The 17,307-nt window shown below is 53.8% G+C and carries 12 protein-coding genes and 1 pseudogene; 9 read left to right on the forward strand and 4 right to left on the reverse strand.

All coding sequences use genetic code 11. From position 1 onward, the window contains the following. The first annotated feature begins 8 nt into the window (after window positions 1–8). From trpD to IEW52_RS00355, 6 genes and pseudogenes are all read left to right on the forward strand, one after another. Window positions 9–1,004, forward strand: coding sequence for an anthranilate phosphoribosyltransferase (gene trpD / locus IEW52_RS15650; RefSeq protein WP_229667737.1), 996 nt, complete (start codon window positions 9–11; stop codon window positions 1,002–1,004). After that, window positions 998–2,419 carry a bifunctional indole-3-glycerol-phosphate synthase TrpC/phosphoribosylanthranilate isomerase TrpF gene (gene trpCF, locus IEW52_RS00335; RefSeq protein WP_188628092.1) on the forward strand — a complete coding sequence of 474 codons (1,422 nt, stop codon included), beginning with the start codon at window positions 998–1,000 and terminating at the stop codon, window positions 2,417–2,419. The genes trpD and trpCF overlap by 7 nt, the downstream gene beginning before the upstream one ends. Continuing rightward, window positions 2,419–3,494: pseudogene (gene trpB / locus IEW52_RS00340) on the forward strand (tryptophan synthase subunit beta). The gene trpCF and the pseudogene trpB overlap by 1 nt, the downstream one beginning before the upstream one ends. Further along, complete coding sequence (gene trpA, locus IEW52_RS00345; protein WP_188628093.1) at window positions 3,494–4,300, forward strand: tryptophan synthase subunit alpha; 807 nt, start codon at window positions 3,494–3,496, stop codon at window positions 4,298–4,300. Before trpB ends, trpA begins: the two are co-directional and overlap by 1 nt. 577 nt (window positions 4,301–4,877) lie before the next feature. Further along, window positions 4,878–5,129 carry a helix-turn-helix domain-containing protein gene (locus IEW52_RS00350; RefSeq protein ID WP_188628094.1) on the forward strand — a complete coding sequence of 84 codons (252 nt, stop codon included), beginning with the start codon at window positions 4,878–4,880 and terminating at the stop codon, window positions 5,127–5,129. After that, window positions 5,129–6,448 (forward strand): type II toxin-antitoxin system HipA family toxin, encoded by a 1,320-nt coding sequence (locus tag IEW52_RS00355; protein ID WP_188628095.1) that lies wholly within the window; start codon window positions 5,129–5,131, stop codon window positions 6,446–6,448. The genes IEW52_RS00350 and IEW52_RS00355 overlap by 1 nt, the downstream gene beginning before the upstream one ends. 282 nt (window positions 6,449–6,730) lie before the next feature. Here the strand turns inward: IEW52_RS00355 and IEW52_RS00360 are convergent, their stop codons facing one another. Then, window positions 6,731–7,225, reverse strand: a complete 495-nt coding sequence (locus tag IEW52_RS00360) for a nucleoside deaminase (protein ID WP_188628096.1) — start codon at window positions 7,223–7,225, stop codon at window positions 6,731–6,733. Window positions 7,226–7,386: 161 nt separating this feature from the next. On the opposite strand from IEW52_RS00360, the gene IEW52_RS00365 reads away from it, so the two are divergent. Genes IEW52_RS00365 through IEW52_RS00375 form a run of 3 tightly spaced genes read left to right on the forward strand, consistent with a single transcriptional unit; the run spans window position 7,387 to window position 14,030 of the window. Next, window positions 7,387–7,971, forward strand: coding sequence for a class I SAM-dependent methyltransferase (locus tag IEW52_RS00365; RefSeq protein ID WP_188628097.1), 585 nt, complete (start codon window positions 7,387–7,389; stop codon window positions 7,969–7,971). Continuing rightward, entirely contained in the window at window positions 7,971–10,862 is a 2,892-nt protein-coding gene (locus IEW52_RS00370) for a DEAD/DEAH box helicase family protein (RefSeq protein WP_188628098.1), read from the forward strand. The genes IEW52_RS00365 and IEW52_RS00370 overlap by 1 nt, the downstream gene beginning before the upstream one ends. Before the next feature lie 42 nt (window positions 10,863–10,904). After that, the gene (locus tag IEW52_RS00375; RefSeq protein WP_188628099.1) at window positions 10,905–14,030 is read left to right on the forward strand and encodes a DEAD/DEAH box helicase; all 3,126 of its coding nucleotides are present in this window, start codon (window positions 10,905–10,907) and stop codon (window positions 14,028–14,030) included. Window positions 14,031–14,044: 14 nt separating this feature from the next. Here IEW52_RS00375 and IEW52_RS00380 read toward each other — a convergent pair whose 3' ends face one another. The 3 genes from IEW52_RS00380 to IEW52_RS00390 form a co-directional block, all read right to left on the reverse strand. Further along, the gene (locus IEW52_RS00380) at window positions 14,045–14,989 is read right to left on the reverse strand and encodes a nuclease-related domain-containing protein (protein WP_188628100.1); all 945 of its coding nucleotides are present in this window, start codon (window positions 14,987–14,989) and stop codon (window positions 14,045–14,047) included. 535 nt (window positions 14,990–15,524) lie between these two features. After that, window positions 15,525–15,815 (reverse strand): hypothetical protein, encoded by a 291-nt coding sequence (locus tag IEW52_RS00385; protein ID WP_188628101.1) that lies wholly within the window; start codon window positions 15,813–15,815, stop codon window positions 15,525–15,527. Window positions 15,816–16,025: 210 nt separating this feature from the next. Continuing rightward, entirely contained in the window at window positions 16,026–17,099 is a 1,074-nt protein-coding gene (locus IEW52_RS00390) for a YkvI family membrane protein (RefSeq protein ID WP_188628102.1), read from the reverse strand. Window positions 17,100–17,307 lie beyond the last annotated feature (208 nt).

The following is a 17,307-nucleotide window of genomic DNA, read 5'->3' on the forward strand; positions in this document are numbered from 1 at the left end:
CCAAGGCCATGGATCAGCTGTATCGTGGCGAACACATCAGCCGCAGTCAGTCCCAGGCCCTGTTTGGTGAGCTGATCAAGGGCGACATGGATCAAATGACCATGGCCTCTTTGCTGACGGTACTGAAAATGAAGGGCGAAACCCCGGATGAAATCGCCGGTGCCGCGCAAGCCCTGCTGGAGGCCGCCTCGCCCTTCCCTCGTCCTGACTACCCGTTTTGCGACATAGTGGGCACAGGTGGAGATGGCATGAACATCTTCAACGTGTCCACTACCTCGGCACTGGTGGCGGCCGCCTGTGGCCTTAAAGTGGCCAAGCACGGCAACCGCGGCGTGTCGTCCAAGTCCGGCTCGTCCGACCTGCTTGAGCAGCTGGGCATTGATCTGAACATGAGCCCGGAGCGCGCCCGCCACTGCATGGACGAAGTGAATGCCTGCTTCCTGTTTGCTCCCAACTACCATGGCGGCATGCGCAATGCCATGCCGGTGCGTCAGGCCCTGAAAACCCGCACCATCTTCAACGTGCTGGGGCCGCTGGTTAACCCCGCCCGCCCCGACTTCATGCTGCTGGGCGTGTATTGTGAAGAGCTGGTGCGCCCCATTGCCGACACCCTGGTGGCCATGGGCCTCAAGCGCGGCATGGTGGTACATGGCAGCGGCCTGGATGAAGTGGCCATTCACGGCCCCACCACGGTAGCAGACATTACCAATGGCGTGATCAGCGAATATAGCATCACTCCCGAAGAGCTGGGGCTGGAGCGTTATCCCATTAGCGCGGTTGCCGGCGGCGAGCCCAGTGAAAACAAGGCCATAACCCTTGAACTGCTGCAGGGCCGTGGTACCCCCGCCCAGCAAGGTGTGATTGCCATGAACGTGGCGCCATTGCTGGTGATGAGCGGCCAGACCGATACCTTAAAAGAAGCGGTTGCCCAGGTGCTGGCTGTGTTAAAATCGGGCAAAGCCATGGAAGTTGCCAATAAACTGGCGGAGTTGAGCCAATGTTAAGTACCGTTTTGGGCAAAATTGTTGCCGACAAAAAAATCTGGGTCGCCGAGCGCAAGCAAAGCCAGCCGTTAAGCAGCTTCGAAGCTACCTTAACCCCCAGCGACCGCCCCTTTGTGGCAGCCCTGCAGGCCAGCAGCCCGGCCTTTATTCTGGAATGCAAAAAGGCGTCGCCGTCCAAGGGGCTGATCCGTGAAGATTTCGATCTGGATGCCATCGCCCAGGTATATGGCCGCCATGCCTCGGCCATTTCGGTACTGACCGACGAAAAGTATTTTCAGGGTCAGTTCGACTTTGTGACCCGGGTGCGTGGCCAGGTGAGTCAGCCGGTGATCTGCAAAGACTTTATTATCGATCCCTATCAAATCAAGCTGGCCCGTTTGCACCAGGCCGATGCCATCCTGCTGATGCTGTCGGTACTCGACGACGAACAGTATCGCGAGCTGAACGCGGTGGCCGAATCCCTGAACATGGGGGTGTTGACCGAAGTCATAAGCGCAGAAGAAGTAGAGCGCGCCATTGCCCTTAACGCCAAAGTGATTGGCATCAACAACCGCGATTTGCGCGACCTGAGTATCGATCTTGATCGTACCAAGGTGTTGTCTGCGCTTATTCCGGTCGATCGCATCGTGATCTCCGAATCAGGCATTCATGATCATGCCCAGGTGCAGGCATTATCGGCTTATGCCGATGGCTTTCTGGTGGGCAGCTCGCTGATGGCCCAGCACGATGTCGAGCTGGCGGTACGCAAGCTGATTCTGGGCAGTAACAAGGTATGTGGCCTGACTCGGCCACAGGATGCCGCCGCCGCCTATAGCGCCGGCGCCGTGCACGGTGGCCTGATTTTTGTGGGCAAAAGCCCACGCTGCGTGAGCACAGAGCAGGCCCGCACCATTATGGCCGCCGCGCCCCTGCACTATGTGGGCGTGTTTCAAAATCACGATCTGACCGAGGTAAGCAGTACCGCACGCGAGCTGGGGCTGCACGCGGTGCAGCTGCACGGCAGCGAAGACGACGCCTACATCAGCGCCCTCAAGCAGCAGCTGCCCGACACAGTGGCGGTCTGGAAAGCGGTGCCGGTCACCGACGCCCTGCCCGCCTTGCCAGAAGGCGCCGACCGCCTGTTGTTTGATACCCAGGCCGGTGGCCAGAGTGGCGGTACCGGCCAGGCCTTTGACTGGTCTTTACTGAACAACATAGACAACAGCCAGGCCATGCTGGCCGGCGGCCTCACCCCGGAAAACGCCCACCAGGCCGCAGCCCTTGGCTGTCTGGGGCTGGACTTCAACTCCGGCGTAGAAAGCGCCCCGGGGCAAAAAGATGCCCAGAAACTGCAGGCCGCTTTCACTTCTCTTCGCAGCTATGGCCGCAGAGCAAATCGCGGAACCCCCCATTCAGGACGCAGGACAACCAAATAATGAGCTTACTTAATCCTTTTTTCGGTGATTTTGGTGGCATGTATGTGCCGCAAATCCTTATGCCAGCCTTACTGCAACTGGAGCAGGCCTTCGTTGATTCACAACAAGACCCCGAGTTTGATCGCGAATTTCGCGAACTGCTCAGCGAGTATGCCGGTCGCCCCACGCCACTGACCCGGGTGCGTAACCTGGCCTCCCACACCAAAACCCGCATTTACCTGAAGCGGGAAGACCCACCGCCCTGGCCTGTGCACTTATGGGCCTGAAGTGCCGCGTGTACATGGGTGCCAAAGACTGTGAACGCCAAAAGCCCAACGTCTTTCGCATGAAACTGATGGGCGCCGAAGTCATACCGGTGCACGCCGGCTCGGCCACCCTGAAAGACGCCTGTAGCGAAGCCATGCGCGACTGGGCCGCCAACTACGAAACCGCCCACTACATGCTGGGTACCGCCGCCGGTCCGCACCCTTTCCCCACCATAGTGCGTGAATTTCAGCGCATGATTGGTGAAGAAGCCAAGGTGCAGATTGTGGAGCACGAAGCCCGCCTGCCCGACGCCGTAATTGCCTGCGTGGGCGGTGGCTCCAACGCCATCGGTATTTTTGCCGACTTTATTGAAGAAGAAAACGTCAAGCTGATTGGCGTAGAGCCCGCCGGCAAGGGCATTGCCACCGGCGAGCACGGCGCGACTCTGGGCGAAGGTACCCAGGGCATCTTCTTTGGCATGTTGTCTTTGATGATGCATAACGAAGACGGTCAGGTATCCGAGTCTTACTCTGTGTCTGCCGGTCTCGACTTCCCTTCTGTGGGCCCTCAGCATGCGTTTCTTGCCACCACCGGCCGCGCCGAATATGTATCGGTCACCGACGATGAAGCCCTGGACGCCTTTCAGGCTCTGGCCCGTAACGAAGGTATTATTCCGGCCCTGGAATCCTCTCACGCGCTGGCTTACGCCCTTAAAATGGCCGACGCCGAGCCTGAAAAAGAGCAGGTGCTGGTGGTTAACCTGTCCGGCCGTGGAGACAAGGACATCTTTACCGTGGCCGACATTCTAGAGCAGAAGGGAGAAATATAATGAGCCGTTACAATCGCTTGTTTGACCGTTTAACGGCTGCCAACCAGGGGGCCTTTGTGCCCTTCGTCACTCTGGGCGATCCTACGCCCGAGCAATCACTCAAGGTGATTGACGCCCTGATTGCCGGGGGTGCCGATGCCCTGGAGCTGGGCATTCCGTTTTCCGATCCGGTGGCCGACGGCCCCACCATTCAGGCCGCCACCCTGCGCGCCCTGAATGCCGGCACTCGCACCCAGACCTGCTTCGACATGCTGGCCCAGGTACGGGAAAAATACCCCGACATTCCCATGGGTCTGCTGGTATACGCCAACCTGGTGTTTGCCCCCGGCCTGGACAACTTTTACCGCCGTGCCGCGGCCGCAGGCGTAGACTCGGTACTGGTAGCCGATGCGCCACTGGAAATGTCGGCGCCCTTTAAAGCCGCCGCCGACAAGGCGGGCATAGAAACCATTTTTATCGCCCCGCCCAACGGCGACGAAGCCACCCTGAAAGCCATTGCCGAAGCGGGCTCGGGCTACACCTATCTGCTGAGCCGCGCCGGCGTAACCGGCACCGAAACCAAGGCCGGCAAACCGGTAGACACCCTGCTGGCCACGCTCAAGCAGTTTAATGCGCCGCCTTCACTGCTCGGCTTTGGTATTTCTACCCCGCAGCAGGTACGCGACGCCATCAGTGCCGGTGCCGCCGGCGCCATCTCCGGCTCCGCCGTGGTCAAGATTATCGAACAGCACCAGCATGACCACCAGGCCATGACCGACGCCCTCACCGCCTTCGTGAAAGACATGAAAGCGGCAACGCACAAGTAACATAGCCGAAAGCGGTAAGCTGGAAGCGAAAAGTTAACCCCAAACACCGAGCCCCAGGCTCGGTGTTTTTTATCGCGCTGTCATGTGTTTAGCCGTCATACCCGGAGCTTTGCATCTTTTGTAGCTGCCACTTTAGTCGGCAGGCCAGCGTAGCTGGATTTAAAGACATTTTGCCACGACTCTTTACTACGAGAAGCACAGACGAATAACCAACGCTACAATCCCCTGTAGTCCGGCGCTTCAGCTAAGTGGATACTCATCATTTTAGCCCACTGCGAATATTCACTGGATATTCGATTAAGCTGAAATGATTCGTCACGGCGAGGCAGGCTCGCCCCTGCGTTAGCAGGATAATTTTAACACCCCGCTGAGACGGGACTGCCAGCTAAAGCGGCAGACTACAGAACACACCGCTCCCTGTAGCTCGGCGCTTTAGCTGCCGGTCCAGTGTGTCGCCAGGCGTTACCTTGCACTCTTTACCACCTCCTGGTTTTACCCGCTATACCGTGTATTTTTGTTTTTATACGCTAAAGCGTGTAAAGTTATTTTTATCGGCTATAGCGTGTAAGGGAAACCCTTGAAAGTAACATCTGCTCGCCAGCTCAGCTATATATTGCAGGATCAGCGTAAACAACAAGGGCAATCGCAAACCGTCATTGCTCGTAAAGTAGGGCTGCGCCAAGATACTGTATCCAAATTCGAGAACACCCCAGAAGGCACTCGACTCGATACCCTGTTCAAATTACTTTCGGCGTTGGATCTCGAGCTGGAAGTCAAACCCCGCGGCAGCACTCCTAATGCCGCAGAGCAATGGAAGGAAGAATGGTAATGGCCAATCTAACCATTGCCATGAATGGCTACCAAGTAGGGACTTTATATCGATCACCATCTGGTGCCCATGAGTTCTGGTATAACCAGGACTGGCTCAATATGCCGGGAGCCCGCCCTATTTCACTGTCATTACCACTAAGGCAGCAACCCTTCAAAGGTGAAGTGGTATATAACTTCTTCGATAATTTACTGCCGGATAATATGCAAATCCGACAGCGTATTGTCGCGCGCCATCAGGCAGCTTCGAGCCAACCCTTCGACCTGTTAGCCAAAATAGGGATGGATAGCGTTGGGGCTCTGCAGATCTATCCAGCCGGCTGCCATCCGGAAGATATTCGAGCAATCCACTGCAAGTCTTTGAATGAGTTGTCATTACTAAATATATTGCAAGGTTACCAATCCAATGCGCCATTGGGGATGATTGCCGGAGAAGAAGACTTTCGAATTTCGATTGCCGGCGCACAGGAAAAGACTGCACTACTCAAACAAAATGGAAGCTGGTATCTGCCACTGGGGAGCACGCCAACAACGCATATTATCAAGTTGCCAATAGGTGCAATTCAAAGTCATTCTCATACGATTGATTTAAGTACCAGTGTCGAGAACGAGTTGGTTTGCTTACGCTTGGCCCAAGCTTTAGGCCTAGAAGTAGCAGAAGCAGATATTCTTGAAGTTAAGGCTTTCCGAGCGCTATCGGTAACCCGTTTTGACCGCCGCCATTCTTCTGACAACCAGTGGATAATGCGTTTACCGCAAGAGGATTTTTGTCAGGTGCTGGGGGTATCTCCCGGCCTCAAATACGAAAGTGACGGCGGCCCGGGAATTATCGACATAATGACTTATCTGCTGGGTTCTGCTCGGCCAGAGCAAGACAGAGCGACGTTCATGCGAGCTCAAGTGGTATTCTGGCTGCTGGCAGCAACGGACGGCCACGCCAAAAACTTTTCGGTTTTTCTACTGCCGAGTGGAGCTTTCAGACTAACGCCCCTCTATGACATTTTGTCGGTCTACCCAGTGATGGGAGGTTTGGGGTTATCTGAACGCAAAATAAAAATGGCCATGGGACTACAGGGGAAATCTGGCCGACATTACAAATGGTATAACCTTTTTCCTCGCCATTTTATAGCAACAGCTCAGGCGGCCGGGTTTGATGAAACAACGATGCAGGCAATACTGGATGACGTTGGCAATCGCGTCCCCACAGCCATAAAAGCAGTCAGAGAATCGTTACCGGCAAACTTTCCGGACGAAGTTAGCGAGGCTATCTTCTCAGGGCTAGAAAAACGAGCCAAACGGTTAACAGCCGCTTCCAACTAAAAGATACCCCCTGTAGTCTGGCGCTTCAGCTGCCAGCTCTGCGTTAGCAGAAGGTTTTTTAAAATCCCGCCGAGACGGGAGTGCGCGCTCAAAGCGGCACCTACAATAAACCGCCCTATGCCGTATTAACAGGCTTACCCCGGTATCTTGTTTTGTATTCTGAAGATACAAAACACACTGCCCCCTGCAGCCCGGCGCTTCAGCTGCCGGAACAGGCCATGCCCAGTCATCAGGCACAATACCAACCCTACCGCCCAGTTGGTTTAACTTACCGCTGACAGCTTACGGCTTAAAACTGTCCTTTATCCCGAAATAGCGCTTGTGCAGCTCGCGGACTTCGTCCATCAACTCCGGCACCGGGCCCACTACGGTGATCTCGGGCGCCACCTCGTTGATGGCCAGCGCCTTGACCGGCGCGGCCGGCAGGCCCCATTCGTCGCACCAGGCAGCAAACTGCGCCGCGGAGCAGATATACACCACTCGCCCCAGCCCCGCCCAGGCATGAGCCGCCGCGCACATGGGGCAATGCTCACCCGAGGTATACAGGGTGGTTTGCGCCCGTTCGGTTTCGCTTAAATGCTCAGCCGCCCACTGCGCCAGGGCCAGCTCGGGATGCCAGGTGGCATTGGTATGGATCTGGTTGTGATCTTCGGCCAACACGGCGCCATTGGCCGACACCAGCACAGAACCAAACGGCTGGTCCCCGCTGTTCAGTGACTCTTCCGCCAATGCCACACACCGGCGCAGATGTCGTAAATCCTGCTCGTTCAATGCCATCTTATCCCCCTGTTTGCGGTAGATTCAGCAAAAATGATTTGTTACCCACTCTAGCTGACCGGATTCGGCACTACAAAATCACAACCTTGCCCGACCGAGTCAGACAAGTCTTTGTTGAGTCTGATACAGTACCGAAAGGCACCCACTTTTACAGCAGAAAAATGTCACTCGATTACTATCAGCAGCAAGCCGAGCTTTTCCATCACAACACCAAATCCGTGGACATGACGCCCCTGTACCAGCGGTTTCTGCCTTATGTTGCCAAGGGCGGCCACATTGTGGACGCCGGCTGTGGCTCGGGCCGAGACAGCCTTTATTTTGCCAGCTCGGGCTTTAGCGTCAGCGCCTTCGATGCCAGCCCGGCACTGGTCGAACTGGCCCGCCAGCACACCGGCCTGCCAATCAGCCTGTGCCGCTTCGAAGAGTTCACGCCCCCCACACCGGCAGACGCCATTTGGGCCTGTGCCTCTCTGCTGCATGTACCGTTAGCCGAACTAACCGCCGTGATGGCGCACCTGACCGAGCAATTGAAACCCGGCGGCGTGTTTTACTGCTCCTTCAAATACGGCCATGGCGAAGTGACTCGTGAAGGACGCCACTTCACCAACCTGGATGAAACCGGACTAGAGCAGTTGCTACAGGGCCTGTCGCTGAATCTGGTTGAACACTGGCAAACCGGCGATCTGCGCCCCGGCCGGGAACAGGAGCGCTGGCTGAATGCGGTGTTAAGAAAGGATACCGTCTGATGAGCTCGCCACAACTGCTGACCGGTGGCAGCCCTCAGGATCCGGGCTTTAATCAGCCGCTGCTCGAACCTCTGCTTAACGCCATCAACCAGACCTGTGCCCACAGCCAGATCGACATTGCCGTGTCTTTCATTCGTTACAGCGGCTGGCGCCTGTTGCATACCGCCCTGTTTGAGGCCCTTGATCGCGGTGTAACCCTGCGCATCATCACCTCCGACTATCTGGATGTGACCGAACCGGTCGCCCTGCGAGAAATGATGCTGCTGGCCGAGCGCGGTGCCCGGGTGCACATCTATGAAAGCGCAGGCAATGCGGGTTTTCACCTCAAGTCGTATTTGTTTATTCAGCAACACACCCGCCAGCATCTGACCGGACTGGGCCTGGTGGGCTCCAGCAATATCTCGCGCGCGGCACTCACCGAATCACTGGAATGGAATTGGCAGCTAAGGGTCGACGACGACATTAACAGCCCTGCCGCAGCCAGCTTGCTGGCGCTGCAAAGCCGGATAGAGCAATTGGCACAAGACCCTCGCCTGAAGCCACTGACTCATCACTGGATCCATGCTTATCTTGAACGTTACCAGCAAAGTTCATTACCCCAGCTTCGTCTGATCACCGGCGATACCGCCAGCGACGATGAGACGCTGCGCGACACACCCCTGCCCAATGCGGTACAGGAAGAAGCACTGGCCGCCTTGCATCACACTCGCCAGCAAGGCTTCAAGCGCGGCCTGGTGGTCATGGCCACCGGCTTGGGCAAAACCTGGCTGGCTGCCTTTGATGCTCGCCAGCTGAAGGCCGGAAAACTGCTGTTTGTGGCACACCGCGACGAGATTATCCGTCAGGCTCAGGCCACCTTCATTCGCATGAATCCCAAGGCCCACACCGGCCTGTATAACGGCCAACAGCAACAACAGGCAGACTGGCTGTTTGCTTCGGTGCAAACCCTGGGCCGCGCCGAACATTTACAGCAATTCGATCAGCATCACTTTGATTACATCATTGTCGATGAATTTCATCATGCCACGGCCCCGACCTATCGCCGCTTGCTGGATCATTTTCGGCCCCGTTTTCTGCTTGGCCTGACCGCCACGCCCGACCGCACCGATCAGGCCGACATACTCGCCCTGTGCGACGATAACCTGGTGTTCGAGCGCGGCCTGCGCGACGCCATCGTCGATAAACATCTGGTGCCCTTTATCTACCAGGGCGTATTTGACGAGTTTATCAACTACGACGAGATCCCGTGGCGCAACGGCCGCTTCGATCCCGATGCTTTAGACGCCGCCTTTGCCAGCCAGAAACGAGCCAGACACGCACTGGAAAAATGGCGCGAGTTTAGCCAGAGTCGCACTCTGGCATTTTGTATCTCTACTCGCCATGCCGACTTTATGGCGCGCACCTTCAACGCAGCCAACATCAAAGCCGCCGCCGTGTATGCCGGTTCGGCCATGCCCCGTAACCAGGCACTGAGCGAATTGGCGGAAGGAAAATTGCAGGTTATTTTCTCGGTCGACTTGTTCAACGAAGGCACGGATCTGCCGGCCATCGACACCCTGCTGATGCTGCGCCCCACCGAATCACGCATTGTATTTTTGCAGCAGCTGGGCCGGGGCCTGCGCCTATGTGCCGGCAAAACGCACCTGATGGTGATCGATCTGGTGGGCAATCATAACGCCTGTCTGTTCAAGCCAGAGCTGTTACAGACCGTCACCGGTACTGAAAGAATAAGCGGCAGCCAAACCACGCCGGCCCTGCCCGAAGGCTGCTTCATCAACCTGGATCCCCAGCTGATCCCCTTGATGGAGAAACTGCGCTATGGTGGCCGGGTTAAAGTCGTGGACGATTATCGCCGCTTGAAAGACGAACAGGGCCACCGACCAACGGCCGTACAGGCTTTTCAGGCGGGGCTCAACTTTGGCAAATTACGCCAACAACACGGCAGCTGGTTTGAACTGACGCAAAGCGAAGGTGATCTCACGCCTTCTGCCGTGATCGTGCTGGACAAGCTCAGAGACTTTTTACTGACCGGCATAGAAACCACCTCGTTGACCAAAAGCTTCAAGATCATCCTGCTGCAGGCGCTGCTGGATCTCGACGGCCTGCGCCACCCGACGACCCTGAGCGCCCTGGCCGAGCAATCGCGCCATGTGCTGGAACGCCACCCAGACTTGTTACAACTAGACTTGCCTGCCGCACAGCAGGCCATGACTGCCAACTCGACAACCTGGCTGACCTACTGGAAAAACAACCCCGTTAAATTCAGCACCGGCGGTAACCCCGACTCTCGGGCCGATTACTGGTTTGACGTCATCAACGAGCACTTCACGCCCCGTTTCAGCTTGCCCGATAATGAACTGGCAACCCTGCACCTGATGATGCAGGAACTGGTCGACTTGCGCCTGGCCGAATACCGCCGTCGCAAAGCCGATGCTTTGGCTAAAACCAAAGCAACTGCAAGTGTTACCCAAGCAAACGTTATCGAACTGCCCTACTTCCCCAGTCTTAAAATTGCCTGTGGCCATTTTAAAACCGGCCGCAGCGACGATGCCAAGCTCATGACCATTGCCGATCAATACGGCCCTCTCGACAGCAAACGGCACTTTCTGGCTCACGCCAGAGGCAATTCCATGAACGGCGGCAAACATCCCATACAGGATGGAGATCTGCTACTGCTGGAATTGATCAGCTCGGATAGTGCCGGATCCATCAGCAATCAAACCCTCGCCATCGAACAACAAGACACCACCGGCGATAACCAGTATCTGCTGCGAATCGTGAAGAAAACCCCGGACGGCAGCTACCACCTCCACGCCAGCAACCCGGATTACGACGACATCACTGCCACCGACGACATGAAGCCGTTTGCACGACTGAAAGGCGTGATTTAAGAACCTGCTCAATGACAATAAAAAACAATAACAAGGGATAAGATGAAAGCACCATTGGCACAGGGACTCTACGATCTGCTCACCACTCAGGGAGTAGAACAGGCAGTATCAGAAAGCGGGCTCAGCGCCCACCCCGAAGAACTAAATCCGGCCTTCAGTCACGAACGTTTGGCTGATGCGTTGGCCGAGCAGCTGTCCCAGCTTTTAGCTGGGGTCAGTGGTGATAAACAGGTCAAGGTGAAGGCACAAGCCGAGCTTATCAACGACATACTGCGATACTCTCGTCAGCGAGTGAACCAAGATGATGTATCCGATCTGTTATGCACTCCGCCTCAAGTACTGCGATCCTTGTACCCCGCTCAGCAAAAGCCTGAGCTTCCAGCCATCGGTTTAGCACAACCCTGGCTGTTTACCGCCGGTAAAGATTCTCCCGCCCTGTTGCATGAGCTCACAGCCGAACTGGCATCATGTAACAGCGTCGATATTCTGGTGAGTTTTATCACCGTATCTGGAGTCCGAAAGATCATAGAGGTGCTCAAGCAGATCACCAGCACCGATGCCAAGGGGCAAAGCCAAGCCAAGGTACGAGTGCTAACCACCACCTATGTGGGTGCTACAGAACAAAAAGCGCTGGATACACTGGCCCGATTGCCTAATTGTGAAGTTAAGGTATCACTCGACGGGCGTCGTACCCGCTTACATGCCAAGGCTTGGATATTTGAACGTAATACCGGCTTTGGCTCCGCCTATGTGGGCAGCGCCAATCTGTCTGGAGCCGCTTTAATGGGCGGGCTAGAATGGACGGTTAAATTTACAGAAAAGGGCCAGAACAAACTCTATCAACGGGCACAGGCACATTTTGAAACCCTGTGGCAAGATGGCGAGTTCTTATCTTATAACCCAGAAGATCAAACACATCGTAATGAGCTAGCCAAGGCACTTAAACGCGAGTCTGGCCGAGATTTGATTGCAATCCCCACCTTTTTCGATATCGAGCCCAAGCCCTTTCAGTTAGATATCTTGGAACAACTGGATAATGAAAGAGCCCATGGCCGAATGCGCAACCTGCTGGTTGCGGCTACCGGAACCGGTAAAACCGTGATGGCGGCTTTCGATTACCGTCGCCTAGCCCGCAAGCAAGGAGGCTTGCCACGGCTACTATTTGTCGCCCACCGTAAGGAATTGCTGATACAGGCCATGCGCACCTTTAGGCTGGTATTGCGCGAGGCCGAGTTCGGTGATCTATTTACCGGTGAGCACCAACCAGAGCAAGATCAGCACCTATTTGCCACCATTCAAAGCCTGAATGCCCGCAAGCTAGTCTCTCAACGAGCTACAGATTACTGGCACATGGTAATCATTGATGAATGTCATCATATTGAAGCCAACAGCTTCGAAACACTGCTCTCAAGTATCTCTCCGGCTTATTTACTGGGCTTAACTGCGACACCGGAACGAGCAGATGGCAAGAATATTCTGCGCCATTTCGATAACCGCCCAGACGGCTCACCGGCAGCACAACTACGTCTGTGGCAGGCGCTAGATCTGCAACTGTTGGCCCCCTTCGAATATTATGCCTGTGACGATGATACCGACTACCGGGAGATCCCCTGGAAACAAGCTAACGAACTCAAAGCCCTAGATAACCTGCTTACTGGGAACCATGTTCGAGCGGCGGCAGTTGTCCGCGCTTGGCAGCAATTAGTAGACGATCCCCGGCGCGGCAAAAGCTTGGTGTTCTGCGTGAGCATTGCTCATGCCGAGTTTATGGCCTCTCAGTTTGAAAAGGTCGGCATCATCGCTCGCGTAATTACTGGTAAAAGCTCCGTTCAAGAGCGTCGTGATCTGCCCAAACAACTGGAGCGTGGCGAGATACATGCCATCGTGACCGTAGATCTCTATAACGAAGGGATCGATCTGCCCTTTGTCGATACCTTGCTGTTACTTCGTCCTACCCAAAGTGCCACTCTGTTTCAACAGCAAATAGGCCGCGGTCTACGACTGTTCGAGGGCAAGGAAAGCTGCCTGATCCTTGATTTTGTTGGCCAGCATAAAGAAGGATTCCGCTTCGATATGCTCTACAGCGCCATTACTGGCCTATCTCGCCGAGAAGTGATCGAAAGCATAGATAAAGGCTTTGGCCGACTACCTAGCGGTTGCTATATCCAACTACAAAAGCAAGCCAGAGAACATATTCTTAGCAGCCTGAAACAGGCTCTTAATCAGAACTGGCGACGCCTGCAACAGGAGTTGCACGCTTATGTGAGCCTGACTGGCAATCACCAAGTGGCTCTTGATGATTTTCTCAACGAGCAGCAGTTGGAGCTGGAAGATATTTATCGCGCAGGCCAAAACAGCGGTTGGACCAATCTGCAACGAGATGCCGGGATCTTACCGGGTGAAGCTTCAGCCGAGGAACGATATTTCAGCCGTCGACTGGGTAGTTTGTTACATCTGGATGATGCTGCACAGTTACAACTGATAAATCACGTCGCCGAGAATAATGCCCATTACGCGATCGAAAATGAGCAACAACGGCAGCGGCTACAAATGCTGGCATATCAAATAGACGGCCAACAAAGCCAAACCGGGTCGGCGCATGACTTCCTCACTCGTCTATCTAAAGTTCCAGTCGTATGTAATGAGCTTGCTCAGCTCAGCAACTACCTAGACGCAAGAACACAGCATCAATACTCACCCTTACCTGGGCTAGAAAACACGCCGCTGCGATTACATGCGGCTTACCAAAGCCGGGAAATCCTTACCGCCGTAGGTTTTCTTAGCGCAGAAAAGCGTACGCCGTTTCAGGCGGGTGTACTGACGCTCAAAGAGAGAAAAACCGAGTTACTGTTCGTGACGTTAGATAAGAGTACGGCCCTACACGAAGGTGTGGCCTATAACGACTACGCCATCAGTCAGTCTCAGTTCCACTGGCAGTCTCAAAACAGTGCTGGCCCCAGCACTCCAAGTGGCAGCCGCTACATTGAAAGCGAAGCTAATGGCTGGCAGTTTCAGCTATTTGTGCGCATCGACAAAAACTCACCCTATCGCGCCTGCGGCCCGGTGAAATTTATGCATTATCACGGCAGCAAGCCGATGAATATCACCTGGCAGCTTAAACATCAGCTACCAGTAAGGTTATTCAAAGAGTTTAGTGTGCTGGGATAAGACTAGCTGTCATATTAATAGTTTTTGAGTGGCCGCGATGCTACGCGGTCTACTCGCTCACGATCTACATCTTTTACTCGATGACTTATTTGATAAGATATTGCCTGTATTTTATCAAGGTCTAGCTTACCGTTTTGCACATCAGGAAATAAGTAGGGAAGCTGCTTAGGATTCATTACATAAAGTGACTTTCTTTTTTCCTCTGATGTAACATACCATCCGGGTATGGTCAGGACTCCTTCGACTGGAACATCAAACCCTGTTGCGTCACTCAGCCACTTTCGCACGGCTTGTACATTACGCTTAACCTGTAGAATGGGCTCATGCTCGATATGTTTAGGAAAATGGAGCGCATCACCTTTTACACTCACCTTAAAGAGCTTATTGCCATTGTGAAGTGGTTTTGATCTTCCTTTAGTTTCAATAACAAATACACCCTTCGGACCGACGACTAAGTGATCTATATTAAATCCGTCAAAGGGGATATCATGATACACACGATAAGGTCGATTATCGGGACGAACTATCTGTTCTAGCTGTTGCCCTACAGCCATTTCACACGCATATCCTAACCTAAGATTCTCTATTTTTTTTATTTGCTTAAAGAATTTTCGCACATAGTATGTAAGGCCAATAATCATCAAAATTACAATAGGAACCCAGCTAGCAAAAGAAACACTCCGCTCTTCTATTTTTACCTGTATAAAAAATAGGGCAGGTACGATAGCTGTTAGCACAGGAATCATCATCATAGACTCCATCAAATTCCATTGCATACTATCTATTCTTTGCTGTAAAGAAAACCCTGGAGTACGGAAAAGGTCTTCCGTTAGTGGATTAACTCTGCGGCCAGCCTCTTTTTTCCTTACATATGTCAACACACTCAACAAAACAAACATAGGTAAAAATAAAAAAATAAAAGCCAAACCTAAGTAATAAATTGGTGACAACCAATCCATGTCAAACCTCACACCTATTTAAATTAAAATACAATCCATCTACTTTAACAACTTTTAATACAAGCACCTAAGGTAATATCTATTACTCCATGAATTTTCCTCATAACTGTCTAGCATAATCAAATTGACTTTTTTTAAGGGTTTACTTCTTTTACGCTCGTGCTTGGCGCATAGATTAGCTTCCTCCAGGTACTCTATCCATACAGTAGTTGCCCGCAGGTCTTACCAACAAGCAACTCCATAGCATAGGCCCGGATGAAGGGATCTTCTCCACCGACAATCACATGACAAGGAGGTCATGTGTTTGAGCGCCACATGGATGTGCTCGCAGCGTGTCGGTGGAGGAGACTCTTCGTTCGGCCTTTACAGGGCAGCAAAATAACTCGAATGTCATTCTTGCTCAGTCTCGCTGGATGTCTGCTCTATCTCTACTGCCGGCCGCAGGCCCTGGGCCCGTTCGCGCAACTCGGTTTCGTCCAGGGTTTCTACCTCCAGCAAACCGGATTATTTGCTGCAGAAAATTGCCCACGGCGCGCTATCGTTTTTTGGCCCGCGCCTGGCGCAGGGCTTTACGTTGCTGCTTGGTGGGCTGGTGCTCTCTGGTGTCGAGCACACTTTTCAGATCTCGATAGGCATTTTGCCACACCGCCGTATCTTTAAAGCGGATAGGAAGCAACAGCGAGGCTTTATCCCGGGCGGTGAGCGTGGAGGTTTCCGGGCACTTGAGCAAGGCCTGGCGGCGATTCATCAAGGTGCCGGTGTGCATGGCCCGTAGCTCAGCCAGGGTTTTATGCGCTATCGCTCCAGCTTCGATTGCCTCAGCCATTTCACTCACTCCTGCTGATTTTCAACACACAGTATCTTGAAAGATATCGCATCCGGAGTTAGTTCAACAACCAGTAAGGATAACGTACAGGCATGAACCAGTGCAGTTACAAAGCGGCCAAACGGTATTGCCACATAAAGCATGGAAATGCGCATAAAAAAACACCGCATCCGTGGATGCGGTGTTTTTTATTTTCATCTGGTGAGAGTGTTATTGGGCTTGTGCCAGCTTTAAACGGGCGTCTCGCTTGAGTTTGAAAGGGGCAAAAATAAGCGCGAATACCAAAAACAATCCCAGATAGCCAATCAGCGGGTAGAAGAAAGCCACCAGCTTGGTGAAGCCGGCAAAGCTGGCCACAAAACCGATTACCAGGGTGGCAATGCTGAAGCGGTTGCCGGCCGGGGTGCGCATGTCTACAAAGCGGGCCACAAAGGCGTAGAACATGCTGGCACCGGTGCTGAAGATCATGCCGAACAACACAAACGACATGGCGGTGGCCAGCCAGGGCGAAATGCCGTCGATGATTTTAAGCAACGGCAGTGGATAACCGGCGATATTGTCGATTTGCGAGAACATGGCCAGGTGGCTGATCATGATCAGCACGCCAATGCCGGCACCGCCCAGCAGGCCGCCCCACTTGGCAACATTTTCATTTTTCTCGGCACCGCCCATGACCAGCGACATGGCCGCGCCCACGGCAATATTGAATGACACATAGTTAACGGCCGACACCAGCCAGTGTGGCAAGGTGGACTCTATGCTTTCGGCAATGGGTGCCAGTTCGGCAAAGGTGCGATCCATGGTCAGCAGGCTGTAGCCGCAGATAAGCGCCAGTGCCAGCACCAGAAACGGCGTTATGCTGCCGATAAGGCCCACTACGCGGTTTACCTGCAGCATCAGGGTGGCGCCCATCAGCAAGGTCATCACAACGCTGCCAATATAAGAAGGCAAACCAAACTGCTGATTGAGAATAGAGCCGGCACCGGCGATCATCACTACGCCCACGCCAAACAGGGTAAAGATGATCACGTAATCGACGATCACGCCAATATAGCGGCCGCTGATTTGGTAAATCACGGTTTTGTGCGAACGGGTGCCGGTACGGCTGCCAAGCCAGGTCAGCATCATGCCCAGATAGGCAAACAGCGCGGTGGCTACCACGGCGGCGGCGGTGCCCATGTATCCAAAGCTGGTAAAGTACTGCAACACTTCCTGGCCAGACGCAAAGCCGGCCCCCACGATAATGCCAATAAATGCACTGGCTATTTTCAATATGTTCCACATGATCGTCTAATAATCCATTAAGTAGCCTGCCAGCTGAACGGCACTGACCAATTTCGATAGAAGATGCTGTTGTAGCATCCGTAATGCGCGAGACCTTAACAGACTGAATTGACAAGTCACATCCGACCTTAGTGGAATGTGAGGTCAGGCACAGTATACCCATGCCCGTTTTGAACAGGCTCGGTATTTAGTCGCGCTTTGGGCCGAT

The organism is Oceanisphaera marina, from assembly GCF_014643915.1.
GTDB classification, from domain to species: domain Bacteria; phylum Pseudomonadota; class Gammaproteobacteria; order Enterobacterales; family Aeromonadaceae; genus Oceanimonas; species Oceanimonas marina.

Coding starts and splice junctions, on each gene's coding strand:
- IEW52_RS00375 (WP_188628099.1), top strand. CDS start 10,905: ATGAAAGCACCATTGGCACAGGGACTCTACGATCTGCTCACCACTCAG.
- IEW52_RS00380 (WP_188628100.1), bottom strand. CDS start 14,989: ATGGATTGGTTGTCACCAATTTATTACTTAGGTTTGGCTTTTATTTTT.
- IEW52_RS00385 (WP_188628101.1), bottom strand. CDS start 15,815: ATGGCTGAGGCAATCGAAGCTGGAGCGATAGCGCATAAAACCCTGGCT.
- IEW52_RS00355 (WP_188628095.1), top strand. CDS start 5,129: ATGGCCAATCTAACCATTGCCATGAATGGCTACCAAGTAGGGACTTTA.
- IEW52_RS00360 (WP_188628096.1), bottom strand. CDS start 7,225: ATGGCATTGAACGAGCAGGATTTACGACATCTGCGCCGGTGTGTGGCA.
- trpCF (WP_188628092.1), top strand. CDS start 998: ATGTTAAGTACCGTTTTGGGCAAAATTGTTGCCGACAAAAAAATCTGG.
- IEW52_RS00365 (WP_188628097.1), top strand. CDS start 7,387: ATGTCACTCGATTACTATCAGCAGCAAGCCGAGCTTTTCCATCACAAC.
- IEW52_RS00370 (WP_188628098.1), top strand. CDS start 7,971: ATGAGCTCGCCACAACTGCTGACCGGTGGCAGCCCTCAGGATCCGGGC.
- trpD (WP_229667737.1), top strand. CDS start 9: ATGGATCAGCTGTATCGTGGCGAACACATCAGCCGCAGTCAGTCCCAG.
- trpA (WP_188628093.1), top strand. CDS start 3,494: ATGAGCCGTTACAATCGCTTGTTTGACCGTTTAACGGCTGCCAACCAG.
- IEW52_RS00390 (WP_188628102.1), bottom strand. CDS start 17,099: ATGTGGAACATATTGAAAATAGCCAGTGCATTTATTGGCATTATCGTG.